This is a genomic window from Paraburkholderia sp. BR13439 (assembly GCF_040948805.1).
In the GTDB taxonomy this organism is placed as follows: domain Bacteria; phylum Pseudomonadota; class Gammaproteobacteria; order Burkholderiales; family Burkholderiaceae; genus Paraburkholderia; species Paraburkholderia youngii.
The window spans coordinates 464,140-489,146 of sequence record NZ_JBFPKN010000004.1 but is presented as its reverse complement, the minus strand read 5'-3'; the positions used below and the strand labels follow the sequence as shown (position 1 = coordinate 489,146).

Sequence of the window (25,007 nt, the reverse complement as noted above, 5' to 3'; positions counted from 1 at the left end):
CAGCATCTACAGCCTCACGGCAAAGGAATCGCAAATCACGCGGATATTAAAAATCAGGTCGTACACCGTACCGGGCAAACGTCGTGCGCAGAGGTCTACTCCTTCGCGCAAATCCCACGCGCGTCCGTGAAGTCGGTGAACAGCAATCTGCGCAAATAAAATGAGCATCGAATACGAGCGGTGCCAACGTGCGGCGCAGGAAAACGTGTCACACGCGCAGCAACCCTGCGTAACCGGGGAGCGGAAAGCGCAAATAGATTGAGTACCCCGTGTGCATCAAAACACAAACGAAGACGATCATCCACGGCCCATAAACCGTAGTTGACATACAGCGAAAGTCCTTACAGCAGGATAGGCTATCGCCGGTTTTGGGCGCCATTAGAGATGTGGTGTTGCGGGAAACTCAGATTAGTCAGACCACCAAGCGGCCCGCCCAATGCTCCAGTCAGCGCGCAGTTTGGCCAGAACACAGTTCCGTCCCTAGCCGAGTAATCCAAATCGTCGTCAGTCCGCCAGCGGATATCCAGCTAACTCTATAGCCCGTCTGAATAGCACTTCACGGGAACTGCGAACGCCATGCAAAGCGGCTAGTAGCAGAACGCATGGAGCGCGCAGCCGACACCATGCACCACGCCGATCGCATCGGGATTGAATCCGGACTCGGTACGTACGATCGGCTGAAGAAGCGTCAGCCGATGTTCCGCTGTACGCGCACAATGGCCGAATCGATCAAAACATGCTTGATTTCGGTTTCATCGGCCCCGGCGCGAATCACGCGGTTCCCGCACACCCTTAGCAACGTTACTTGGAACAACGCATATACACGGTATGCCGTCGTCCGAACGCCTTCGGAATATCGCGCCACCGGCACATGATACGGATGACTCGCTATGTGCGCGTACCCGCCGCAATTGCGCCCGTCTTCAGCCGTTCAAGATAATCGGCCCACTCCTGCATCATCGTCCGACGTTCTCTAATGAATTTCGTGCGATTGTAGGCAGAGCCCAAGTTATCAGGCACCGCATGCGCGAGCTGATGCTCGATCACCTCTGGTTTATGTTCAAGCTCTTCATGCAGGATCGTTCGTGCCATGGCGCGAAAGCCGTGGCCCGTGATTTCCGTGCGTGTGTCGTACCCCAAGCGGCGCAGCGCCGCGTTGATCGTGACTTCACTCATTGGACGCTTGCGATCGCGCGCGCCCGGGAACACGTATAAACCATTGCCGGTCAACGCCTTGAGTTCCCGCAAGATAGCGACGGCCTGCGCAGCGAGCGGTACAAGATGAGCCGTATCAGTTTTCGTCACCGCATAGCGCCATTCGGCGCGGTCCAGATTTATGTGGCTCCATTCTGCCTTACGAAGCTCGCCAGGCCGGACGAACAGCATCGGAGCAAGTCTGAGCGCGCAGAAAACCGGAAATGTGCCGCTAAAGCCGTCGAACGCGCGCAGCATTTCACCTACTTTGTCCGGTTCAATGATCGACGCGAAGTGGGTTGTTTGCGCGGGTGGAATAGCCCCAACAAGATCGCGGGCTGGGTCCGACTTGCAGAAGTTCTCTTTGATCGCATATCGAAAGACTCGGCTAATTGCTCCGCGCAAGCGATGGGCGGTATAGCGCGCGCCGCGGCTATCGACGCGTTTCAGAGTCTCAAGAATCTCTGGGGCATCAATCTCGGAAATGGGACGTTTGCCGAGCCACGGGAACGCATCGTTCTTCAAACGCGCGAGCGTGTTCTCATGCTGGCGAGGTTCTACGTAGGATTTACGTTCTTGCATCCATGCCAATGCAATCGCTTCAAACGTATTGCCTGCTGCGAGTCGGGCTGCACGCTTATCAGCCTTTTTACCGCACTTGGGTCCATGCCCGCAGCTAGTCTCGCACGGACCTCGTCGCGCTTCTTCCGTGCCGCAGCCAATGACACATCCGGATAAACGCCGAGAGCGAGTGTTTTGTCCTTGCTCGCGAACCGGTAATTCATACGCCAGCATTTGGCGCCAGACTTGTCCTGCTGGAGGTACATGCGGCCACCATCGGACAACCGATTGCCGGCGCCCTCTGGGTTGTAACGTGCGGTCCGCACCTGTGTGTCGGTGAGCGGCATGGTGGTATCTCCTGCAGTACCACAGCAGAAATTCAGCCGATACCACCAAAAATACCACCAATTGTGCTGGCTGTCCCAGCACTTCACCGCACAATGCAGGAAACAAAAAAACCCGCGAAGCCTTGTGCTGTCGCGGGTTTCCGTATTTCTCCGGAACTTGCCGGAATATACTTTGGTGCCCAGGGCGGGATTTGAACCCACACGCCTTTCGGCGCTACCCCCTCAAGATAGTGCGTCTACCAATTTCGCCACCTGGGCAGAGGGGCGCCATTGTATCAGCTAAATTTTTTTTTGAAACCCCTCGCGTGATTTTGTTCGGCGGCTGAGATGCCGGGGGAAGAAACGATGTGGTCCCACGCAGTAACTCTCCCCGGCGACCGACTCAAGCGCTGCCCGTCGTCTCGCAACAGCTAGTAAGGTTTGACGTTTGTGGGCCGCTACTCCGGGGAATGCGGCAAATGGTCGGCCGCTATGCTCGCACGCTGATGCGCTGAAAGAGCGCGCTCCACTGCGGACACACCATGTCACCACGACCCACACATTCTTTGCGACTTCGGCATCGTCTTCTTCTCGCGTCGCTGCTGACGTCGCTATCCATGCTGCAGGGTTGCGCAACGACGGCGGAAAATCTTGCTGTAGGCTTTGGTCTCGGCGCAGTCGGCACCGTGTCGGCGTTAGGCTGCCTGCTGGCCTGCGAGATGGCCAATCCGCACTGGTGAAAGGCCGCACGGCATGCAACGGGCGGTTAGTATTCCCATCTCGACATCGTTGACTAACAAAACGGAGCCCGTATGCCACAAGACCGCCTCCACCTTTACACCGACACCCAATTCGCGAGCCCCTACGCGATGTCCGTCTTCGTGACGCTGCGCGAGAAGCGCTTGCCGTTCGACCTTTCGACCATCGATCTCGCAAGCAAAGCAAATCTCGCCGCCGACTACGCTGCCCTTTCAATGACGCAGCGCGTGCCGACGCTGATACACGAAGACTTTGCGCTATCGGAGTCCTCGGCGATCACCGAGTACCTCGACGAGACTTTCCCGGACACTCCGGTCTATCCGCAAGATCGGCGTCTGCGCGCACGAGCGCGCCAGGTGCAAGCCTGGCTGCGCAGCGATCTGCTGCCGATTCGCGAAGAGCGTTCCACCGAAGTCATCTTCTACGGATCGCGCGGCGGCCCGCTTTCGTCGCACGCACAGGAAGCGGCTCGAAAACTCTTCGCCGCCGCCGATGCATTGCTTCCAGCCAATTCCCCAAATCTGTTCGGCGAGTGGTGCATCGCCGATATGGACCTCGCATTGATGCTCAATCGCCTCGTGCTGAATGGGGATCCCGTTCCGCACAAGCTCAAGGACTACGCCACACAACAATGGCAGCGCGCTAGCGTGCAGCAGTGGGTCCAACTGGAGCGTCCAGCGCTATAACTCGATCGGCGTGGCTGCATGCCACGCCGAAAAACCGTCAATAGAAGTGGCAAAGACCAGCAACATATCTGAATAGAGAAGCATTAAAAGATGCAGTAAAAGCGAATATTACATTCGCGTTTTATCAGACCGTCGCTTCTCCGCCATTGCCCGATTTCGCGCCCTCTCCCTTTGCTGCCTCACGCGCAGGATGCTGACAACGATCAGCACGATCGCAAGCAATGACAATTCGATGATTGCGGGAATTCGAATGGGATCATGAAACATGGCGGGCCTCCGTCACATGATTTCATCATAGTATGCTGGGCAGGCCGCGCCTGAAGTATTGCGCCGCACCATTGCAATCTTATCGCCGCCAATACATCAACGTTTATCCCGCTGGCAAAAAAAAGTGCGAGCGACAAATTGAAAACATTCTGTCACGCAAAACTTACACGAGTCAGATAGCCGTCCCTAAACAGCTTATTTGCGCTAGAGTACACAAGCGATCAGTTGGATCGTGAGCCGTCCCGACATTTCAAAGGTGTTATCTGTCACGCTTTTGCTTGCGTGTACTAAAGAAGCACCTGGACTCGTTGAAGACATCGCGCCATGCCATATTTTCCTGTCGCCTACTGTGGTCCCGCGGCTGTCCCCGAGAGCTTGTGGTTGCGCTGGAATACCGATCCGCCATTGCTGGTCGCGCTCGCGGCGCTCGCATGGGTCGTGGCGAGCGGCCGCTCGGCGAATGCACGGGCGGGATGGGGCGCCGTCGCGCTGATGGCCCTCGTGTTCGTGTCGCCGCTTTGCGCGTTGTCCTCGGCATTGTTCTCCGCGCGCGTCACTCATCACGTCATGTTGATCGCTGCAGTAGCTCCACTGCTCGCCCTTGCGTTTCCGTTGCCGCGCCTCGTGCATCCACCGCTTGTACCCGTGGTCGCAGCGCATGCCGTGATCATCTGGCTGTGGCATGCACCGGGGCCCTATGCGTGGGGACTGTCGAGCGTACCCGGCTACTGGCTGATGCAGATCACTTTGCTTGGCAGTGCATGGCTCATGTGGCGCAGCATCTTCTCGCCGTCGCTGCCGACCGGCCCCGCGCTGATGGCGCTGGTCGCGACGATCGGCCATATGGGTTTGCTCGGTGCGTTGATCGTGTTCGCGCCGGTGCCGCTCTACGTCGCGCACTTCGCGACCACCGCCGCGTGGGGACTCACGCCGCTCGCCGACCAGCAACTCGCCGGACTGTTGATGTGGGTACTGGCGATGATCCCTTATCTCGCGGCAGGACTTTCGCTCGTCTGGTCAAGCCTGCGCGTCAGAGAGCCCGCGCTGTGACGACCCTTCTGAAGTTCGTTCATCTGGCCGCGATCGCAATCTGGTCGGGTGGTTTGCTCGTGCTGCCGTATCTGTTCTTGCAGCGTCGCGGGCTCGCGGCCGGCAGCGAGCTCGACCGGCTGCACCGCATCACGCGTCTCGTGTTCGTGGAACTGACTTCGCCCGCCGCTTTCATCGCGATTGCGAGCGGCACCGCGCTGATTTTTCTGCAGGCCACCTTCGTCGAATGGTTCACCGCGAAGATGGTATTCGTCGGCATCATGGCGATGCTGCACGTGCTGGCCGGCCTCGTACTGCACGATCTGTATCTGCCCGGCGGCCGCTTCAGCCGGGCTTCGGCGATCGCGCTGACCATCGCTTATCTGGTTGTGATCGTCGCGATCATCTGGATCGTGCTGGCCAAGCCCCACATCGACTCGAACCTGCTGGCCCCGCATTTGTTCGAGCCCGGCGGACTTGGCCGATGGCTGCATCACTCCTTTGGCGAAACGAGAATCCCCACGCCATGATCGAACACGAGCTTGCCCCCATGCCAGCCGGCGAAGCCCGTCATCACCGAGCTGAGCACCGACAGCACGAGCCCATGCGGCAGGATCTCATCGGGGTAGTAAAGACGCACACCCCAGTTCGCTCCCGCGAGCGCGACGAGCGTCATCGCGGCGACCGCATGCGACCAGCTCGCTTCCTTCAGGCGGATGCCGCGCACCAGCAGCAACTCGGCGGTACCGACCACGCTCGCGGCCACGCCGCTCCAGAACGCGAAGCCGGCGGCCCACAAGCCGGCGCGAACCCAGAACGGGTCGCCCGTCCACCAGTAGATCACGTCGACGCCCAACGTCGCGACGACGAACGCGATAGGGAAATGCACCATCATCACGTGAATCGGATGACCGACGAGCGCCACCGCCGAGCCCTTGTCGAGCCGCAACAGCTCGAGCATCACTTCGCTTCGCGTCTCGTTTCCAGCATTACGTTTGTTTGCCATGGTGGTGTGCCCTCGCATCGAATGCCTGGTGCTGCAAACCATCATAGCTGCTTGCGTCTGACGGTCCAAGCCGGATCGCTCGCCGCGTTGTCCGGCTGCAGCGGGCCGCTGTCGACGCTCGAGCCGTCGGGCCCCGCCGCCGCATCGATCGCCGGGCTATGGTGGGTGATGCTGGCCGGCGCCGCGATCCTGTTCGCGATGGTGCTCGTACTGTTTCTGCTGACGGTGTTCCGGCCCGGCTGGGGCTCGCATGTGTCACCCGCGCGCTGGATCGCGCTCGGCGGTCTCGTGCTGCCCGCGGTGATCCTGATCCCGTTGATCTGCTATGCGCTATACGCGGGCGAGTTGCTGTTGCCGTTGCGCGCGCCCGCGCCCGCGCGCATCGAGGCGATCGCGCAGCAATGGCGCTGGACCTTCCGCTACCCGGAACTGGGCAACGTCGAAACCGACAGCGTGCTCCATCTGCCCGCGCGCACGCCGGTCGACATCGTCGTGACCAGCATGGACGTCGTGCACGCGTTCTGGATTCCGCGCTTCGCGGGCAAGATCGACGCCGTGCCGGGCCACCACAACCTGCTGCGCATCGAGGCCGACGAGCCCGGCCGGTACGCCGGACAATGCAACGAGTTTTGCGGTATCGGTCACGCGGGGATGCACTTCACCGTGATCGTCGATCGTCCGGAAGATTTTCCGGCTGCTGTCAAAAACGCCGCCGCCAACGGGGAGGTGAAGAAATGAGTGTGCCCGTCGAGCCGCCATCACAGGGCATCACCGCGCTGCGGCTGCATCGCCAGCTTGCCGCGATCTGGGCCACCGGGCCGGGCGTGCAGAAGCTCGCCGCGGTCAATCATACGGTTCTCGGCATGCGCATGATGATCACGTCGTTCGTGTTCTTCGCGATCGCCGGGATTCTCGGCATGCTTACGCGCGTGCAACTCGCGACACCGCATGCGGCCTTCATGGATGTCGAGACCTATAACCAGGTCTTCACGATGCATGGATCGATGATGCTGTTCCTGTTCGCGATCCCGATGGTCGAAAGCTTCGCGGTCTATCTGACGCCGAAGATTCTCGGCACGCGCGACTTCGCGTTTCCGCGCCTGACGGCTTACGGCTACTGGTGCTATCTGTTCGGCGGCACGATCCTGACCGTGGCGCTGATTCTGCGCAGCGCGCCCGACGGCGGCTGGTTCATGTACACGCCGCTCAGCTCCAACGTATACACGCCCGGGTTGAACGCCGACGTGTGGCTGCTCGGCATCACGTTCGTCGAGATTTCGGCATTGTCGCTCGCGATGGAAATCGTCGTTTCGATCCTGAAGATGCGGGCGCCGGGCATGTCGCTCGATCGGATGCCGATCTTCGCGTGGTACATCCTCGTCACCGCGATGATGATGATCGTCGCGTTTCCGCCGCTGATCCTCGGCTCGATCCTGCTCGAGGTGGAGCGCGCGTTCAACCTGCCGTTCTTCGATCCGACGCGCGGCGGCGATCCGCTGCTATGGCAGCATCTGTTCTGGCTATTCGGCCACCCGGACGTCTACATCATCTTCCTGCCGATGGCCGGCGTGCTGTCGACGATGATTCCCGTGTTCGCGCGACGCCGCCTGATCGGCTATCGCGCGATCGTCGTCGCGATCATCGCGCTCGCGTTCCTGAGCTTCGGCATCTGGGTGCACCATATGTTCACGGTGGGCATTCCGCATCTGGCGCTCGCGTTCTTCTCGGCGGGCTCGGCGATCGTCGCGGTGCCCACCGCAATTCAGTTCTTCGCGTGGCTCGCCACGCTGTCGCACGGCCGCCCGCGCTGGGATGTGCCGATGCTGTACATCTTCGGCTTCTTCTTCGTGTTCACGTGCGGCGGGCTCACAGGCGTGATGCTCGCGATCGTGCCGTTCGACTGGCAAGCGCACGACACCTACTTCGTCGTCGCGCACATGCACTACGTGGTGGCCGGCGCGCTGGCGTTTCCGATGCTCGCCGCATTCTATTACTGGCTGCCGCTGCTGACCGGGCGCACCGCCGTGCATAAGCTGTCCGTGCCGGCGTTCTGGCTCGTGTTCATCGGCTTCAACATGACGTTCTTCATGATGCACCTGACCGGCCTGCTCGGCATGCCGCGACGCGTCTTCACGTATAGCGGCGACGAAGGCTGGAACGGGCTCAATCTGCTGTCATCGGTGGGCAGCTTCGTGATGACGATCGGCTTCGCGCTCGTCGTGATCGACATCATCGTGCAACTGCGTTTCGGCCAACGGGTGCGGCGCAACCCGTGGCAATCGACCACGCTCGAATGGGCAATGCCGATTCCGCCCGCGCCGTACGCATTCGCGTCGATCCCGCACATCGACGCCGAAACCGAAAAGGTGTCCCCGGGCCAGCTGGCGACCTCGCTCGCACGCGGCGACGGCTACCTCGGCTTCACGCGCAACGGCTGGCAGGAGGCACTAGGCGTGCATATGACTTCGGGCGAGGCCGAACAGCTGATCGTGCTGCCGAACTCGACGTATCTGCCGCTCGTCACTGCACTCGTGACGGCCGCGGCGGTGCTCGCGATGCTGTTCAAGTTCTATCTGCTGTCGGTCGCATTCGCGTTCGTGACGTTTGGTCTCTTCATCTACGCGGGCCAGAGCGCGGGGCACGCGCGCGATTACGGCGCACTGCCGGTCGGCCGCGGCGTCAGCGTGCCGCCGCATACCGAGGTGGCCGGTGCGCCGTCATGGCTTTCGATGATCTGCGCGCTGGTCGCGGACGGCACGCTGTTCACGTCGCTGGTCTTCGGCACGTTCTATCTGTGGATCGCCGCGCCGAACTGGCCGGCTGCGGTCGCGCCGCATCCGAACCGTCTGCTCGCGCTCGTCGCGGTCGTCGCGCTCGCGGTGGCCGCAGCCGCCACGCGTGGCTCGTTGCGCGCGGCCGCCGCCGAGCGCAAACCGCACGGTACGATCGGGCTCTGCGCGATCGCGCTGATCGTCGTGCTGGTCGCCTGTGTGATGCTGATCGACGGCGTGACACCGAATCCGCGCGAGCATGCGCTCGGCGCGACGGCGGCGGCGCTGCTCACGTATATCGCGGTTCACGCGGGCGTCGGGCTGCTGTTCCTGATCAGCAACGTGCTGCGTGTCGGCGCGGGCTTCGTTTCCGCGCGACGCCTGACCGATCTGCGCCTTACGCGCTTGTGGGTCGATTACACGCTGGCGACGGGCGTCATCGCGCTCGGACTCGTGCTCGCGTTGCCGAGCCTCGTCGCCATGCTGGGAGCGAGACCATGAGCGCGCGTCCGCTTTCGCCGCTTCGGTTGTGGTGGCTCGCCGTCGGCTTCACGATCTGGTGTCTCGCGTTCGTGATCCTGTATGCGCTGCATGCAATTGGCTGCGCGTTCGCGTGGCCGGCCGGCCCGCTGCGCGCGAGTCTCGCGATCATTCTGCTGCTGCATTTGGTCGCAATCGGCTGGCTATGGCGCTATCGCGCCGCGACCCGCGACCCTGGGCCCGAACGTATCAGCTCGTTCGTGCATACCGTCGTCGTCTGGACCCTGATGGCGGCGCTGGTCGCGACCGTGATCACGTTCGGGCCCGCGCTGCTGCTCACCACCTGCGTCTGAACGTGCACTGAGCGCGAGGGCGGCCGCCGCACCCCGGCATGGACAAGCACCGACGCAGCCCGCTCGTGCTACTGTTTGGCGGCAAGAGCTGGGACTCGTTGACGCTCGGCGAACTGAAGGTGCCGCGCATCCGCTACCATTCCGAGCACTACGGTTTCGTCGCTTTTCCTCATGCTCGAAGGTTGAATCGATATGCCCTACTTCTTTGGAATTGGTCTTCACGTTTTCATTGCGATCTTTTTCGCCATCCACGCGATGCGCAATAACCAGGGCATCTACTGGCTGTTCATTCTGTTTGCCTTTCCGCTCCTCGGCAGCGTCGTGTACTTCTTCGCGATCTATCTGCCGGGTCTGCGCCATACGCGCGGCGCGCGAGTGGCCACGCAGGCGATCACGCAATTCGTCGATCCGAATCGCGCGCTGCGTGAAGCGCGCGCCGCTTTCGAGCGCGCGCCGACCGTACAGCATCGGATGCGGCTCGGCGAGGCCTTGCTCGCGGCCGGCAATCCGCGTGAAGCACTCGAACATTTCCAGGCCGCGGCGAATGGTCCCTTTGCGAACGATCCCGCGCTACTGCTAGGTCTTGCGCGCTCGCAGTTCGGCCTCGGCAACTACACGGCCGCCGATACGACGTTGGCAAATCTGTTCTCGGTCAATCCGCACGCGCGCAATCAGGGCGAACCGGCGCTGCTGTATGCGCGCACGCTGGCCGCGCTGAACGCGCCCGGCGCGCGCGCCGCATTCGAACACTCGCTGACCTGCGCAACCGACGTCGCGGCGCGCTGCCTGTTCGCCGACTGGCTCGCCGCGCAACCGGAAGACGCGGACCGCCGCCGCGCCGGTGCCCTCTACGCCGAAATCGTGCAGGACGCCAAACATTGGCCGCGTCACGCGCGCGAACACAATCGCGAGTGGCTGCAGCGGGCGCAGGCCGCGTTGGCGTCCGGTGCGGCTCGAACCTGAGCATGCCGAGGAGAACATCGATGCGACGCGCAACCCGGTCTTTCGCTTTGGCGCTGTATGCCGCGATGGCGGCGATGGCTTTCGGTAGCGGCGGCGCCTCGACTTCCGCGCAGGCCGCCGGCACGGAGAAGCCGTTCAAATGGCCCGCCTCGTTCGTCGTGCTCGGCAATGGCTATCCGCACCCGGGCGATGTCTGCCGGCGGCTCGGCGAGTCGGCTGCGACCGCGAACTATCTGGACCATATGGCGATGCTGGTCGGTTGCCCAGGTCCGCGCGACAGCGCCGCCGTGCGCGCGATCGTCGAGCACCAGCGGCGCGCGCGCGTGGTCGGCGAAGCGGATGGCGTGACGCTGATTTCCATTTCGACGGAAGGCGCTCAGACCAGTTCGCAGAATGGTCACGCGCCCGTGAAGGAATCGCCGATCAGCGCGAGCGGCACACTGCCATGCGAGCGCGGCAACGGACAGATCAGAACGATGTGCAAGTTCGGCGTCCTGCATCACAGCGATCGATCGGCAACGGTCGTGGTGTATTGGCCGGACGGCACGACGCGAGCGATTTTCTTCGCCGTCAACGGCCGTGTGATGGGCACGGCTGCGTCCGCGAACGATCAGCCGACGCCCGGCGACACGCTGACGCGCAAACATGCCGGCATCAACCTGATTTCGGTCGGCAACGAACGCTATGAAATCGAGGACACGATTCTGTCCGGTGGTTGAATTGCGTTGAAGTACATCGGCGCAAGCCATGCGCGGTTGAAGCTCTGATTCGCCGCGCGTCACTTTCATTTCGATTCCCCTCGCTTCACGACGTCGCGCTGATTCGCCACGGCGCTCGCAATCACGTCATCGCGGCAGCATGTCGCGTGTGTCGCACCGGCCAAAATATTAGTAATAATTCCGTAAAGCTCCGCATGTATGCGGAATGCTTACCCGCATGCAGCTTGATTCTTTCATTCTCTAAAGGCTCGGATACGGGATTACCCCATGCCGGAAGATCGATATTGTTGACTAATATTATTACCGGCCGGCGTTAGCCGCCAGCCCCAGCGGCCGTCTTGCGGAGCAGCCAACAATAAGTATTTCCAATCGATCAGCGGTTCAAACAGGAGGAGGTCATGATGTCCAGAAGAATAAGATTAGTGGCGGTCTGGCTGGCGATGGTCGTCGGACTCGCCGCGTGTAATGGCGACAATAGCGGCGTATCGACATCGCCGGTGGCGAACGCGGCCACCTCGAACGCCGCGGTATCCAGCAACGCATCGCAATCGAATTCGAACGCATCGGCGAACAACAACTCGACCACTCCGCCGCTGCCCTGCGACGCCGCCGCGACCGCCAACACGCCCTGCTCCGCCGCGCACAGCGTGACCCGGCTTCTGACGAAGAACTACACGGGCCCGCTGTTCCAGATTCAACGCGCGTCCGACAACACGACGCTCGACGTCTATCCGTACACCAACAGCACGCTGAAGGGCGGCGACCGCTCGCTGGTCGGCTCGGCGAATGTGCAGAGCGCGCAATCCTTCTGCGACAACACGACCTGTTCGGTTACCTACATCTACGACCAGATCGATCTGGTCGCGCCGCTGAAGAACGGCGCGTTCGGTAATGTACCCGCGACGCTCACGCTGAACCAGGACGGCACCGAATCGCTAAGCGTCCAGAACGGCAGCAAAACGACCACGGTACCGGTGCTCAACGGCTTCGCGACGATCACGCTGCCCGGCACCTCCGGCACCCTGACCGTGCAACTGCTTCAGCCGCCGACCGCGTTGACCGCACAGACGCCGACGCAGCAACTGACGATCGGCAACGACTTGCCAGCGCTGCCCGGCACACCGGCCAAGCTCGGGTTCGTCACGACGAACGGTGTCCAGATTGCGGCTCTCGGCACGCTCGCCGGGCAGGCCTACCGCAAACGCTTCGGCACGGTGAACCAGTCGATCGGCGATAGCGAAATCGCCGAGTACATGGTCGCTGGCGCGCACTACAGCCAATCGTCGACCTGCTGCGGCACCTACGGCAACATGGAAAGCAGCGCGAATCCGAGCACCTATGCGCACGGCGAAATCGAAGGCGAAATGTTCGCGCTCGCGTTCTCGAACGGCAACGCGGCCGTATTCGGCTATTGCGACGGCGACTCGATTCAGCCGTCGAACGTGAAGGACCCGGTGTGCAATGCACTCGATACAAACTGGCCGGGTGTGGATGCCGAAGCCGGCGTCTATCTGTACGGCCCGCAGCAGCCGGCGGAAGAGAAGTTCGTCACGGTGCTGTCGAAGTACTCGCCGGTCAACGCGTTGAATCTATTCGCGGTCAAAGGCGGTTCCGCTTCGCAAAGCGTGTTGACAGCGCTGTACGATCAGGCGCCGCCTGAAGCGCTGATCTTCGGCAACGATGCCGGTCACGCATTCAACGGCCAATGGCAAGGCGGTCTGTCGCTCGGCGAAGGCGGCGACGGCAGCGCCGCGCCGATCCAGTTCTTCGAAGGCGCGATGATCACCAAGGCGACGTCCGATACGACCGACAACGCGATCCAGTCGAGCATCGCAAGCTTCTACGGACCGCCGGCCGACGCGGCCGCGTCGGCCTGCTACGCGAACAACCTGATCAATTCGCCGCTCAGTCTCGCGACGCCGGATGCGTGGTTCCAGTCGAACGGCGGCACCGCCGTGCCCGCCACCGACATCTCCGGCGTCAATCGTGGCGCCGCGACGGTCACGAGCACGAATGGTTCGTCCGTGTCGAACATCCACGAAGTGATCCGGGTACAGGGCGGCCAGTCGTACACGTTCACCGACTATGTGCTCGCCACCACCAACGCAACGGTATTCCCCGGCGGCTCGATCCAGACCGACGACCCGAGCGGCACCGAGTTCGGCTGGGTGCTGAACACGAACACCGGCGCGATCGTGCGCGGCACGTGGGGCGCGGGACAAGCGACGGCGCTGAGCGCGGTGAAAGCCGACAACTGGTGGAAAGTGACGATGACGCTGACCGCACCGGCGGGATCGAACAACGCGCAGGTGTTCATCGATCCGCCGACGTCGAACAGTGCAGGCGTGCGTTCGCAGCAGGCCGCGTATTTGAGCGCGACACATTACTGCCCGAGCCTCGCGATTCTGAGCGGCACGAAGTCGTAATCACGATCAGCGCGACGCAGTTATCGATGATTCGTTGACGCGTCGCGCGATCGAAGGCACACTCGCTCACTATGCAAGCCCTCACGACCCACTCGATCGCAAAGCATCATCATGCGCATACCCGCGTGGGACTGCCTGTGGGGACTCGCATACGCATACGTATACGCCGCTAGACATCATTCGCAGCGGCACGCGCCAGAAAGCCCCGCCGGCAACGGCGGGGCTTTTTGTTTTCCACGACCTTATCCGCTCATCGAACGAAGGATTGCCGCCATGACGCAGGAAGCACAGACGCCAGCCGTATCGAAGGCCTTTGCGACGCCCATCGATCTTTACCGCGCCCTTGCACGTGTGTGGGCCGGCGATACGTCGAGCCCGACCCACGCGTGGTTGTCGACGAATCCGGCGCAGAATCATTGCAGCGTGACGTCTCTGATCGTGCAGGACTGCTTCGGTGGCGAGATTCTGACGACGCGTACCTCCGGCGGCACGCACTTCTACAACCTGATCGACGGCAAGAGATGGGATCTGACCGTCAGCCAGTTTGCCGAACCGATTCCATTCGACGATACGCGTTCGAGTCGTGAGGCGGCGTTCGCGGATACGTCGCGGGAGAAATATGAACTGCTGAAGTCGAGGCTCGCGGAAAGCCAGCTGAAATAAACACTCAATCGAACACGCGCGGCCGAACCGCATCGATATGCGATCGGCCACGCCATGTCACCTCAACCAACCACTTCCTGCTTCCCCGGAATGCCTTGCCCGCGCAACGAACACCCGCGCGTTTCAGGCACGAAGACCAGCGCAATCGCACCAACGACGCACGCCGCCATCATGTAGTAAGCGGGCACCAGCGCATTGCCCGTATGCGCGACCAGCCATTCGTTCGCCATCGGCGCCGTGCCGCCGAAAATCGACGTCGACACGTTATACGCAATCGCCATCCCCGCGTAACGGACCTGGGTCGGGAACATCGCGGGGAACATCGCCGAGATGCTGGCCAATTGCGGCACGTACAACAGCCCGAGCACCGCAAAGCCGATGAACGCACCGGTCACGCTGAGCTTCATCAGCAGGAACATCGGAATCGCCGCGACGAACAGGCCGACCAGCGAAAACCACCACACGTTCTTGCGTCCGACGCGATCCGAGAACGTGCCCGCAAACGGCAGGAACACCATCATCGCGAGCATGCCGATCAGCGGCACGAGCAGGGACATGTTGTCGCTCATGCCAAGCTGCTTCTGCATGAAGGTCGGCATATAGGCGAGCAGCACGTAGTTGACGACATTCAAAGCAACCACGAGTCCGCCGAGCTGGATCAGGGGTCGCCAATAGTCGCTCAGCAATGCCTTCAGCGTGACGCAGCTATGCTGCTCCTTGTGCATCGTTTCTTCGAGCTCGCGAAAGACCGGCGTGTCTTCGAGCTTGGAGCGCAGATAGAAGCCGATCAGGCCGAGCGGCGCCGCAATCAGAAACGGCAAACGCCATCCCCATGCATGCATCGCCGTGTTGCCGAGCGCGACCGAGCAGCCGAGCATCAGAAACGCGCCGAGCGAGAAGCCCGACAGCGTCGCGAATTCGAGGAAGCTGCCGCAAAAGCCGCGCTTCTTGTCGGGCGCGTATTCGGCCATGAAAGTCGCCGCGCCGCCATATTCGCCACCCGTCGAAAAGCCCTGGATCATTCGCAGCACGACGAGGATCGTCGGCGCCCACCAGCCAATGCTTGCGTAAGTCGGCACGAGTCCGACCAGCAGCGTTGCGACCGACATCAGGATGATCGTCAAAGCGAGCACGTGCTTGCGGCCGAGGCGATCGCCGAGCGGCCCCCAGAACAGGCCGCCTAACGGACGCACGAGAAACGAAATGGCGAACGTCGCGAGTGCGAATAACGTAGCCTGCGACGTGCTGCCGGGGAACAACGCGGCCGAAATGTAACTGAGGCCATAGGCGTAGATACCGTAGTCGAACCACTCGGTTGCATTGCCGAGCGCCGATGCGGCGATCGCGCGTCGCAGCAAGCTGCGCGCTTGCGCCTGCGGTTGCGCGCTCTGCGCGGTCCATGAATGTGCGTAATGCATGTCTCCTCCTGGGATGTCTCTATGCGACACAGGCAACGTCGCCCGAATCCAAGATACCGGCGGCACGCTTCCGCAACGATGTTCTAGGACGATGCAGGCATCGGGGTTTTCCATAAAGCCCGCACTGGATGCGGTAATCCGTACGCGTGCGTCGGCGATGCGTCGTGCGCGATCGGGAAAAACAACACGATTCGGGTGCAATGCACGCTTTAAAATTTCAAGCCGTCGTTCGTTCTACCGATAAGCATTCGAGTGCGAGGCCAACCGGTGAAAGCAGCGCTCTGCATATGTATCACCGCTTTGTCGATGCCATCGGCAGGGTGTTACGCCGACGCTGCCAGCTATCCGCCATTGCCGGCGCTCAACATCGATATCTCGCAGACCTCCGTCTCCGGCCTCTCGGCGGGAGGGTTCATGGCGGTGCAACTGGCGGTCGCGTACTCGTCGATCATCAAGGGCGTGGGCGTCGTTGCGGCCGGTCCGTACTATTGCTCGCGAAACAGCCTTCTGATCGCCACCACCCGGTGCTCATGCACCATCCGACCGGCGAGCGCCTGCCGGGTCTCGCCTGACAGCACCAATGTGCCACGGCTCGTCTCGATGGCCAGGACGTTTTCGGCCAGTCGCCTGATCGACGATGTCGCCAGCATCATGGGCCAACGAATCGTCACGATATCGGGTGCGAAAGATGCGACCGTGCCTGCGCCCATCGTCGCCCAGTTGCAGGCGTTCTATGCGGCACTCGGCGTGCCGGCACAGAACATGACTCAAATCGGCATTGCCGCTGCGGGCCACACGATGCCCACCATCGACTATGGCGTGGCCTGCGCAAAAAGCGAATCGCCTTTCATCGGCAAGTGCGATGTCGATGGCGCGAAGCAGATACTGGGCTGGATCTACGGACCTGCTCCGCTCGCGCCGCCTGCCGCGGCAACGCCACCGGGACGCTTCATCCGCTTCGATCAGAGCCGTTATCTACCGGCCAGCCAGCCAGCGAGCTTTTTGCGCAGGACGGGCATGGACGCCACCGGATGGCTGTATGTACCGAGCACATGCAATGCCGGAGCACCGTGCCGGCTGCACGTTGCGCTGCACGGCTGCCGGCAGGGGCAGGCGTATGTCCCGCTCGGCTCACCGACCGGGCTCTCCTATGGAACCACGTTCGTCCGGCACGCCGGCTATACGCAGTGGGCGGACAACAACCGGATCGTCGTGCTATATCCGCAGGCGGTATCGATTCCAATAACCAACCCGAACGGATGCTGGGACTGGTGGGGATATACCGGCCGACATTTCGCCGATCAGCAAGGCGTTCAGATGCGCGCGATCCGCAACATGATCGAACGGTTAACGTCGGGCGCAAGCCACTGAGTGGCTGAAAGCCCGACGTCATTCGTATCGGCGCATCAGCAACGGCAGCGTCATCAAACGCCCCTGCTCCGGCCTCGCGTCGTTCTCGCCGCACAGCCGCAAACACATCCATGCGGTCGCGAGATTGCTGCTGACCACCGGCTTGGCCGTAGCCTCTTCGATTCGCGCGATGATCCGCGCGGCTCGCACGGCGGTGCACGAGATAAACAGCGCGTCGGAGTCTCGCGCCGTCGCTTCGCGCGCAAAGGCGACGATATCGTCGTGCGAAATCCGTGCCATCTCCCGGTCGTCGGTCAGACCGACGCAAGAGAAGCTATCGATCGCGAAGCCTTGTGCGGCAAAGTACTCCGCCATTGGCCCACTCGTTTCGGCGGTGTACGGCGTCAGCACGCTGATACGCCGCGCGCCGAGCGTGTCGAGCGCAGTGACCGCGGCAGTCGTTGGAGTGACCACTCTGGCCGATGGCTTCGCTGCATGAATTGCGCGCTCGATCTGCGCATCACCGATCATCACGGACGCCGACGTGCACGAATACATCACCATGTCGAGCGTTTCGTCGGGCAGGATCAGCGCCGCGGCCGCGGTCAGTGACGGTTGCATCGCGCGCAGATTGTCGGGCGTGACCGGGTTCGCATACGGCACGCGATTCACGTAGATGCCGATCCGCTCGCTCGCAATGAGTGCCGCGAAATCCGGCTCGGTGGTGTGATCGGTCGCGAGAATCACGAGGCCGATACGTTTTTCGAAAGCGCGTTCGAGCAGATGTGGCGCGCGCTCGAACTGCCGAATAGTTATTTCCATCGTTCAATGCCCCGGAGCCGGAAACCGCTTTTCAAGGAGGCGCACACAGGCCACCGCGATCAGGCTGATGATCAGGAACAGCACGCCGACCAGCGTCATCGGCTCCAGATAGCGGTAATCCGTATTCGCGATGATCTTCGCCTGATTCATCAATTCGAGGACCGTGATCGCCGACAGCAACGGCGTTTCCTTGAACATCGAGATCAGGTAATTGGCGAGCGCCGGCACCATCGGCGGCACCGCTTCGGGCAAGATTACGTGCTGCCAGGTTTGCGCGGGGCTCAGATTGCAGGCCTTCGCGGCTTCCCATTGCCCGCGCGGAATGCTTTCGATGCCGGCGCGATAAACCTCGGCCGCATAAGTCGCATAATGCACGCCGATTGCGAGCACACCGGCCGCGAGCGCCGGCATCCGGATGCCGATGTCGGGCAGCACGTAGAACACGAAATACAGCTGCACCAGCAGCGGCGTGCCGCGAATAAAGCTCGCAATCGCCGATGTGCTGCGCGACACCACGCGATTCGGTGCGAGCCGCAAGATGGCTATCACCATACCGACCACGGCTGCCACTACAGCGCCCAGCAAGGTAGCCAGCACGGTGATCTCCAAACCTTGCAGCAGCAGCGGCAGAATCTCGCGCACGAAGCTCCAGTCCCATTCCATACGTCTATCTCCTGATGCGGTCGAGACCGAAACTCATCCGGCTTTCCAGCTTGCGCATACCGAACGAGATCAGACAGGCCATGCCGAAGTACAGCGCGAGAATCGTCGCGAACGGGATCAACGTATTGCCGGTTTGCGAGCGCACCACTTGCGCCTGGAAGGTCATGTCGCCGAGCGAAATCAGCGACACGACGGCCGTGCCCTTCAGCAGCTCGATCGCGTTGTTGCCGAAGGTGGGCAGCATCAGCGGCAAGGCCTGTGGCAGGATCACGTGCCGCATGCGCTGATAGCGGGAAAGATTCAACGCAATGCAGGCGCTGCGCTGCTCGTGGCCGATCGCGGCGACCGCGCCGCGCACCACTTCGGCGCCGTACGCGCCGACGTTAAGCCCAAGCGCGAGCACGCCGGCCTGCAGCGGCGTCAGCGTGAGGCCGGCCATCGGCAACACGAAGTACGCCCAGAACAGCTGCACGAATATCGACGTGCCGCGAAAGAACTCGATATACGACGTGGCCAACGCGCGCACCACGAAGAAGCGCGACAGACGCCCGAGCCCCGCGACGAACGCCATTACGAGCGCGAGTACCGCGCCCATCAGCGTCAGTTCGACGGTTGTCCGCGCCCCCTGCAAAATCAGCTGCAAATAACCGGACCAGTGGTTCATCGACGCACCTCGCGCGCAATGTATCGGGGGCCATGCGCGCGACCGTGCCGCGCGCATGGCGTGCTATCGCGACCTCAGTTCTTCGCCGCGCACAGTTGTTCGCGGTTCGCGGACATCGCCGCCTTCGCCGAGAAGCCATAGGGCTCGACGATCTTCGCGAACTCGCCGGAATCCTTCATCTTCTTCAGCTCGACATCGAACGCATCGCGCAGCGCGGTGTCCTGCTTGCGGAACGCGACGCCGTCGCATTGCACCGGCGTGTTCTGCACCGGCGCGATCGAATCGAGGTTCGGGTCTTTCGCCTTTGAAAGCAGATCGGTGATCGAAAGAAGCGGCAACGCGAATACGTCGATGCGGCCGTCCTGCAGCATCTTCAGACCGCTTTGCCCGTCCGGCACGATGATCACGCGATCGGTCGGAATATTCGCGGCGGTCGCGAGCTTCTGCTCGGTCGTGCCGCCTTCCACACCGATCACTGCTTTCGGATCTTTCGCGATTTCCCCGTAGGTCTTGATGCTCTTCGTATTGCCTTTCTTGACCGCGAACGCTTCAACCGCGCACAGCACCGGCTGCGAATAGGCGACAGCCGCGCAACGCTGCGGCGTCATGAACAGCCCCGCCGCAATCGCGTCATGCCGCCCGGCCGCGAGGCCCGGAATCATCGCGCCATACTCGGAGACCGACGCGACGACGTCGTTGACGCCCAGCTTCTTGAACCCCGCGCGCGCGACATCGGGGGCCGCGCCCGTCACTTTGCCGTCTGCGCCGACTGCGGTGAACGGCGGCTCGTTCGCGATCGCGATGCGCGCGAAACCTTGCTGGCGCAGCTGCGTGAGCTTGTCGTCGGCGGCATATGCGAGGCTCGCGAGCGTCAGCAGAGACAACCCTCCCGCAATCAGAATCCCCTTCAGCTTCATGATCTCTGGCTCCTTTGGCGTAGTGGTATGACGTAGTAGTGGGTGATGTGCAGCATGGGAAAAACAATCTGTTGCGGCTCGGCTCAGATTCGATGCCCCGCGGCGAGGATCTTGCGCAGGAAGGTCTGGGTCCGCTCATGCGCGGGATGAGTGAAGATGTCCTCGGGCTTGCCTTCCTCGACGATCCTGCCGCGATCGAAGAACAGCACGCGGTCGGCGAAATCGTGCGCGAAGCCCATTTCGTGCGTGACGAGCAGCATCGTCATATCGGTTTCGCGCGCGAGCCGCTGCATCACGTTCAGGACTTCCTCGACGAGTTCGGGGTCGAGCGCGGACGTCACTTCGTCGAACAGCATGATTCGCGGCGCGAGCGCGAGCGCCCGCGCGATCGCCACGCGCTGCTTCTGGCCGCCCGACAGTTGCGCGGGACGGCTTTTCGCCTTGTCGGCCATGCCGACCATGTCGAGCAGCTCTAGCGCGCGTTTCTCCGCCGACTCACGGCTCTCGCCCTTCGTCAGCATTGGGGCGAGCGTGACGTTGTCGAGCACGCTCTTGTGCGGAAACAGATTGAAGTGCTGAAACACCATGCCGATCTTCTCGCGCATCTTCTGCAGATGCCTTTCGTTCGCGGGCACCATCTGGCCGCCGCGCGGCATATGAAACAGTTGTTCGCCGTCCACCTCGATATGGCCGCCATCGATCGTCTCGAGCGTCATCAGGATGCGCAGGATCGTCGTCTTGCCCGATCCCGACGGACCGATCAGCGCCAGCTTCTCGCCGGGCATCACGTCGAGCGATAGTTCGTCGAGCACGGTCAGCGCGCCATATCGTTTCGTGATCCGGTCGAGTCGGATCAATGGCTTATTCGCGGGGCTTTGGTCGCGGCGCGCCTGAGTGCTTGCGGGCGTGGCCGTGCGCTCGGAGGAAAGACTTGCCGGGGCGATGCCTGAAGCGCTCAATAGATCGGTAACTCGCGCAGTGTTCATATCGATTCGATCCCGTTCGTCGTACGTGACTTGAGTCAGTGGAATGCGGCTGCGGCGCCGGAAACGCCAGTGATGCGGACCAGAATACGCAGCCATATTTGCAAACCGGATTGCTCTAGAACAATTCTTTTTTCCGCGCGGCCAAAGGCGGGCGAAGGGTGCACCGTAACAAGACCGCAGCATGCGTTGATAACGTCACCGACATTGAACTAGCACATTCGGAGGCGTTTTTTCGCGGCATTAGACTGCGGCGAGAAATACCCGTGGCGCCGCATTCACGTGCACCGCGCGCCACGTCCCGCAACGACGTCACGCTCAGAGAGAGGGGAAGATGTCAGATACGACGCAACAGAAATCGCGAATTGAGGTGCCCGTCGTGCGCCTGCCGTTCGAACGCGACGAATATGCCGCGCGTCTTGCCAAGACGCGCAAGGCCATGCTGGCGGCCGGCATCGAGCTATTGATCGTGTCGGACCCGACCAATATGGCCTGGCTCACCGGCTACGACGGCTGGTCGTTTTACGTGCATCAGTGCGTGCTGCTCGCGCTCGATGGCGAGCCGGTCTGGTTCGGCCGCGGTCAGGACGCGAATGGTGCAAAGCGCACCGTCTTCATGCAGCACGATCAGATCGTCGGCTATCCTGACCACTACGTGCAATCCACCGCGCGGCATCCGATGGACTATCTCGCGCGCGAGGTGATCGCGGCGCGCGGCTGGGCCAACGCGAAGATCGGCGTCGAAATGGACAACTACTATTTCAGCGCCGCCGCCTACCGCTCGCTCGTTGCGCATCTGCCGGACGCGAAATGGCAGGACGCGACCGGCCTCGTCAATTGGCAACGCGCGGTCAAATCTCTACGCGAGATCGAGTACATGCGCGTGGCCGCGCGCATCGTCGAGAAGATGCACGCGCATATCCTCGAGCGAATCGAGCCGGGCATGCGCAAGAATGACCTCGTCGCGGAGATCTACTCGGCAGGCATTACCGGCATCGACGGTCATGGCGGCGACTATCCGGCGATCGTGCCGCTGCTGCCGACCGGCGCCGACGCGGCCGCGCCGCATCTGACCTGGGACGACACGCCGTTCGCGAAGGACGCCGGCACGTTCTTCGAAATCGCCGGCTGCTTCAAGCGCTATCACTGCCCGCAGTCGCGCACCGTGTATCTGGGGAAGCCGCCGAAGCATTTCATCGAGGGCGAGCGCGCGGTGGTCGAAGGAATCGAGGCCGGACTTGCCGCGGCGAAACCGGGCAATACCTGCGAGGACATCGCCAATGCGTTTTTCGCGGTGCTGCATAAATACGGCATCGAGAAGAACAGCCGTTGCGGCTATCCGATCGGCGCGAGCTATCCGCCGGACTGGGGCGAGCGCACGATGAGCCTGCGTCCCGGGGACAAGACCGTCCTCGAACCCGGCATGACGTTCCACTTCATGCCGGGCCTGTGGCTCGACGACTGGGGCCTCGAAATCACCGAGAGCATCCTGATCACCAGGACCGGTGTGGAGACCTTCTGCCGCACGCCACGCAAGCTGTTCGTCAAACCGTAAGCGCACGGGCGTCGTGCCCGCATCGACTCGCGGAGCACGATGCCCGTCTCAACACGAGGGGAAACATGCTTCCGAAAACGATGAAGGCCGTCGTGCTGAGCGGGCACGGCGGCCTCGACAAACTGGTCTATCGCGGCGACGTGCCGGTGCCGTCCTGTGCGGCCGGCGAAGTACTGATCGATGTGACCGCATGCGGTCTCAACAATACCGACGTGTGGGTCCGCGAGGGCGCCTACGGCACCGACGACGACCCGCAAGCGGTTTCGACGTGGCGACGCGGCCGCTCGACGCTGACGTTTCCGCGCATTCAGGGCGCGGATATCGTCGGCCGCGTGGTCGCGGTGGGTCGCGGCGTCAGCGATGCGCGTATCGGCGAGCGCGTGATCGTCGACGCGTCGATCTACAACCGCGACGACGACAGCCTCGCCGATATCGACTACATCGGCCACGGCCGCGACGGCGGCTACGCCGAATACACGGCCGTGCCCGCGGAAAACGCGCATTGCGTCGACTCCAGCTATTCCGACGCCGAGCTCGCGACGTTCTGGTGCGCTTATCACACCGGCGAGCAGATGATCGAGCGCGCAGCCGTCAAGCGCGGCGAAGCGGTGCTGATTACCGGTGCGTCCGGCGGCGTCGGCTCGGCCATTATTCAGCTGTGCCGCGCGCGCGGCGCAATTCCGTATGCGGTGGTCAGCAAGGGCAAGGAAGAAGCGGTGCTCGCGCTCGGCGCGCAAGGCGTGATGCTGCGCGACAGCGGCGATTTCATCGCGGACGTCGAACGGATGACCGGCGGCCGGCCCGTCGACGTGGTTGCCGATCTGGTTGGCGGGGCGCTGTTCGGCAAGCTGTTGAACGTGCTGCGGCCAGAGGGGCGATACACGACCGCGGGCGCGATCGCTGGGCCGGTCGTGCAACTCGACTTGCGCACGATGTATCTGAAGCAGTTGCAGTTGAATGGATCGTCGCAGGGCACGCGCGGCGCGTTCAAACGCGTGCTCGACTATATTCAGAGCGGTACGATTCGGCCGGTTCTCGCGGCGACTTATCCGCTGTCGAAGTTTCATGAGGCGCAGACGCGGTTTATGGAAAAGCGCTTCGTGGGGAATATCGTTGTAATTCCGGATCGGCATTACGGCGACGAAGCTTCGCATTAACTCTCATTGCGATTAAAACTGGCCGATGTATTACGGCCCTTCCCCGCCCTAGCCGCACACTGTCACCCTCCGAGCCCGCCCCTCATGGCGGGCTTTCTTTTTCGCGCGTAGCAGTCGTCGTCAATGTTTTTCAAGACGGTCTTATCTCGATTTAAAGCTGTTGACGTGGTTCGTTTCGATGGGTAAGTATCCGACATCGCCTGGAAATTCATGAGGAATCCAATGGAGAAACGGAATCAGGATGGCACTGGAAAGACGATGCCGGACGAGGAGGTCTGTGACCTTTGTCGCATTACCTATTCGATCTACGCCAACTTCCCGCCGATGCCGTCGGCACAGGCTATGAATGCAGAAACCGGACAGTTCTTTCCTTTTGATCGGCTGCGTTCGCTATCAACCGGTTATGACATGGCTAAAGCGCTAGGTTACGCATGGGCGTGTGATTGTCGCGGACGTACCCCGGTCACCAGGCGTATCAACTACAACGAGCAATTCCAACTTCTCGACACTCACACGGGTAAGCCTTTAGTCAACATTGAATATGCCGTCGAACGGGCAAGCGGCGATATAGAACATGGAATGACCGACGCGAGCGGCTATACGCACCGTCTTTCCATGACCAGTTCGGCTGAAGAAATCAATATTTATTGCAACGGCGCGAAACATGCCTAAGACCGTAATCTCCCCTTCGGGCAAGCATCTCAACCATGCCGCGCGAAGAACGACGACGAGTACCGCCGACAGCGCCGCGAAACAGGTTCGCGTTGCGTCACGGCAGAAGACGCGCCTCGAAGAGAACGAGGAATATTTCAAGGATGCCCACGTCAAGGCGTTCCTCTATATGATTGGGAAATCTGAAGGCGGCGACTATCACGCGAAGTACGGGTGGTATCCGGGAAATACGACGTGGACCTTTACGGACGAATCAACTCACCCGGGGCCGGGTATAGATGGACACACTACCGCTGCCGTTCTGTACCAGATTAACAGAGCCGCGTGGACCGAACATGGCAAAAAGGCGATGGGTCTCGACGATTTTTCGCCGCACACTCAGGACCTTATCGCGGTTGAAGACGTTCGCGTCCACAATGTAATTGACTTGGTGATAGCCGGAGACATTAAGCCTGCCATTGAGAAACTAAAGCCTCATGAATGGGTGTCCTTTCAGGTTCATGACTTTGCGATTCTGAAGGCTTGGTTCATTGCGGGCGGTGGGTCACCAAAATGAAGAGTACTGCTATCGTGCTACTACTCGCAGGCCTTACGACTGGTCAT

23 protein-coding genes, 1 tRNA gene and 1 pseudogene are annotated in these 25,007 nt (G+C 61.7%); 15 read left to right on the top strand and 10 right to left on the bottom strand.

Annotated features, from left to right (window positions below; genetic code table 11):
• Positions 1–888: 888 nt before the first annotated feature.
• Both AB3X96_RS11515 and AB3X96_RS11510 read right to left on the bottom strand, forming a co-directional pair.
• Positions 889–2,102: pseudogene (locus tag AB3X96_RS11515) on the bottom strand (tyrosine-type recombinase/integrase).
• 173 nt (positions 2,103–2,275) lie between these two features.
• Positions 2,276–2,360: transfer RNA gene (locus tag AB3X96_RS11510), tRNA-Leu, on the bottom strand.
• A gap of 533 nt (positions 2,361–2,893) precedes the next feature.
• Here AB3X96_RS11510 and yfcF point away from each other — a divergent pair.
• The 3 genes from yfcF to AB3X96_RS11495 all read left to right on the top strand — a co-directional run bounded on the left by yfcF (position 2,894) and on the right by AB3X96_RS11495 (position 5,352).
• On the top strand, positions 2,894–3,526 hold the full coding sequence (yfcF, locus tag AB3X96_RS11505) for a glutathione transferase (RefSeq protein ID WP_368589806.1): 633 nt from the start codon (positions 2,894–2,896) through the stop codon (positions 3,524–3,526).
• A 591-nt stretch (positions 3,527–4,117) separates the two neighbouring features.
• A complete protein-coding gene (locus AB3X96_RS11500) occupies positions 4,118–4,843 on the top strand; it encodes a cytochrome c oxidase assembly protein (protein WP_368589805.1) in 726 nt (241 codons plus the stop codon).
• Positions 4,840–5,352, top strand: coding sequence for a CopD family protein (locus tag AB3X96_RS11495; protein ID WP_368589804.1), 513 nt, complete (start codon positions 4,840–4,842; stop codon positions 5,350–5,352). Before AB3X96_RS11500 ends, AB3X96_RS11495 begins: the two co-directional genes overlap by 4 nt.
• Here the strand turns inward: AB3X96_RS11495 and AB3X96_RS11490 are convergent.
• Positions 5,316–5,828, bottom strand: a complete 513-nt coding sequence (locus AB3X96_RS11490; protein ID WP_176366318.1) for a DUF2231 domain-containing protein — start codon at positions 5,826–5,828, stop codon at positions 5,316–5,318. The genes AB3X96_RS11495 and AB3X96_RS11490 overlap by 37 nt on opposite strands.
• A gap of 51 nt (positions 5,829–5,879) precedes the next feature.
• Here AB3X96_RS11490 and coxB point away from each other — a divergent pair, with 51 nt between their 5' ends.
• The 5 genes from coxB (at position 5,880) to AB3X96_RS11465 (ending at position 11,114) form a co-directional block, all read left to right on the top strand.
• Positions 5,880–6,566, top strand: a complete 687-nt coding sequence (gene coxB / locus AB3X96_RS11485) for a cytochrome c oxidase subunit II (protein WP_368589803.1) — start codon at positions 5,880–5,882, stop codon at positions 6,564–6,566.
• Entirely contained in the window at positions 6,563–9,100 is a 2,538-nt protein-coding gene (ctaD, locus tag AB3X96_RS11480) for a cytochrome c oxidase subunit I (RefSeq protein WP_368589802.1), read from the top strand. The genes coxB and ctaD overlap by 4 nt, the downstream gene beginning before the upstream one ends.
• Complete coding sequence (locus tag AB3X96_RS11475; protein ID WP_368589801.1) at positions 9,097–9,432, top strand: hypothetical protein; 336 nt, start codon at positions 9,097–9,099, stop codon at positions 9,430–9,432. Before ctaD ends, AB3X96_RS11475 begins: the two co-directional genes overlap by 4 nt.
• 192 nt (positions 9,433–9,624) lie before the next feature.
• Entirely contained in the window at positions 9,625–10,395 is a 771-nt protein-coding gene (locus AB3X96_RS11470; RefSeq protein ID WP_368589800.1) for a tetratricopeptide repeat protein, read from the top strand.
• Between the two features lie 20 nt (positions 10,396–10,415).
• Positions 10,416–11,114: a hypothetical protein gene (locus AB3X96_RS11465; protein ID WP_368589799.1), complete on the top strand. Its 699-nt coding sequence runs from the start codon at positions 10,416–10,418 to the stop codon at positions 11,112–11,114.
• A 373-nt stretch (positions 11,115–11,487) separates the two neighbouring features.
• Here AB3X96_RS11465 and AB3X96_RS11460 read toward each other — a convergent pair whose 3' ends face one another.
• On the bottom strand, positions 11,488–11,739 hold the full coding sequence (locus tag AB3X96_RS11460; protein ID WP_368589798.1) for a hypothetical protein: 252 nt from the start codon (positions 11,737–11,739) through the stop codon (positions 11,488–11,490).
• 22 nt (positions 11,740–11,761) lie between these two features.
• On the opposite strand from AB3X96_RS11460, the gene AB3X96_RS11455 reads away from it, so the two are divergent.
• Both AB3X96_RS11455 and AB3X96_RS11450 read left to right on the top strand, forming a co-directional pair.
• Positions 11,762–13,540, top strand: a complete 1,779-nt coding sequence (locus tag AB3X96_RS11455) for an arabinofuranosidase catalytic domain-containing protein (RefSeq protein WP_368589797.1) — start codon at positions 11,762–11,764, stop codon at positions 13,538–13,540.
• Between the two features lie 273 nt (positions 13,541–13,813).
• Positions 13,814–14,203 carry a hypothetical protein gene (locus AB3X96_RS11450; protein ID WP_368589796.1) on the top strand — a complete coding sequence of 130 codons (390 nt, stop codon included), beginning with the start codon at positions 13,814–13,816 and terminating at the stop codon, positions 14,201–14,203.
• Positions 14,204–14,265: 62 nt separating this feature from the next.
• Here AB3X96_RS11450 and AB3X96_RS11445 read toward each other — a convergent pair whose 3' ends face one another.
• Positions 14,266–15,621, bottom strand: coding sequence for an MFS transporter (locus AB3X96_RS11445; RefSeq protein ID WP_176121037.1), 1,356 nt, complete (start codon positions 15,619–15,621; stop codon positions 14,266–14,268).
• Between the two features lie 267 nt (positions 15,622–15,888).
• Here AB3X96_RS11445 and AB3X96_RS11440 point away from each other — a divergent pair, with 267 nt between their 5' ends.
• A complete protein-coding gene (locus tag AB3X96_RS11440) occupies positions 15,889–16,992 on the top strand; it encodes a poly(3-hydroxybutyrate) depolymerase (protein ID WP_368589795.1) in 1,104 nt (367 codons plus the stop codon).
• Positions 16,993–17,010: 18 nt separating this feature from the next.
• Here AB3X96_RS11440 and eutA read toward each other — a convergent pair whose 3' ends face one another.
• From eutA to ehuA, 5 genes are all read right to left on the bottom strand, one after another.
• Positions 17,011–17,793: an ectoine utilization protein EutA gene (eutA, locus tag AB3X96_RS11435; RefSeq protein ID WP_368589794.1), complete on the bottom strand. Its 783-nt coding sequence runs from the start codon at positions 17,791–17,793 to the stop codon at positions 17,011–17,013.
• A gap of 3 nt (positions 17,794–17,796) precedes the next feature.
• A complete protein-coding gene (gene ehuD / locus AB3X96_RS11430) occupies positions 17,797–18,456 on the bottom strand; it encodes an ectoine/hydroxyectoine ABC transporter permease subunit EhuD (protein ID WP_368589793.1) in 660 nt (219 codons plus the stop codon).
• Positions 18,457–18,460: 4 nt separating this feature from the next.
• Positions 18,461–19,120 carry an ectoine/hydroxyectoine ABC transporter permease subunit EhuC gene (ehuC, locus tag AB3X96_RS11425; protein WP_368583082.1) on the bottom strand — a complete coding sequence of 220 codons (660 nt, stop codon included), beginning with the start codon at positions 19,118–19,120 and terminating at the stop codon, positions 18,461–18,463.
• 74 nt (positions 19,121–19,194) lie between these two features.
• Positions 19,195–20,037, bottom strand: a complete 843-nt coding sequence (ehuB, locus tag AB3X96_RS11420) for an ectoine/hydroxyectoine ABC transporter substrate-binding protein EhuB (RefSeq protein ID WP_368589792.1) — start codon at positions 20,035–20,037, stop codon at positions 19,195–19,197.
• Between the two features lie 83 nt (positions 20,038–20,120).
• Entirely contained in the window at positions 20,121–21,023 is a 903-nt protein-coding gene (gene ehuA / locus AB3X96_RS11415) for an ectoine/hydroxyectoine ABC transporter ATP-binding protein EhuA (RefSeq protein ID WP_368589791.1), read from the bottom strand.
• A 331-nt stretch (positions 21,024–21,354) separates the two neighbouring features.
• Between ehuA and doeA the strand changes: the two genes are divergently transcribed.
• From doeA to AB3X96_RS11395, 4 genes are all read left to right on the top strand, one after another.
• Positions 21,355–22,575: an ectoine hydrolase DoeA gene (gene doeA, locus AB3X96_RS11410; protein ID WP_368589790.1), complete on the top strand. Its 1,221-nt coding sequence runs from the start codon at positions 21,355–21,357 to the stop codon at positions 22,573–22,575.
• Between the two features lie 65 nt (positions 22,576–22,640).
• Positions 22,641–23,732: an alcohol dehydrogenase family protein gene (locus tag AB3X96_RS11405; RefSeq protein ID WP_368589789.1), complete on the top strand. Its 1,092-nt coding sequence runs from the start codon at positions 22,641–22,643 to the stop codon at positions 23,730–23,732.
• Positions 23,733–23,954: 222 nt separating this feature from the next.
• Positions 23,955–24,404 carry a hypothetical protein gene (locus tag AB3X96_RS11400; RefSeq protein ID WP_368589788.1) on the top strand — a complete coding sequence of 150 codons (450 nt, stop codon included), beginning with the start codon at positions 23,955–23,957 and terminating at the stop codon, positions 24,402–24,404.
• The gene (locus AB3X96_RS11395) at positions 24,397–24,960 is read left to right on the top strand and encodes a paar repeat-containing protein (protein WP_368589787.1); all 564 of its coding nucleotides are present in this window, start codon (positions 24,397–24,399) and stop codon (positions 24,958–24,960) included. Before AB3X96_RS11400 ends, AB3X96_RS11395 begins: the two co-directional genes overlap by 8 nt.
• Positions 24,961–25,007: the final 47 nt, after the last annotated feature.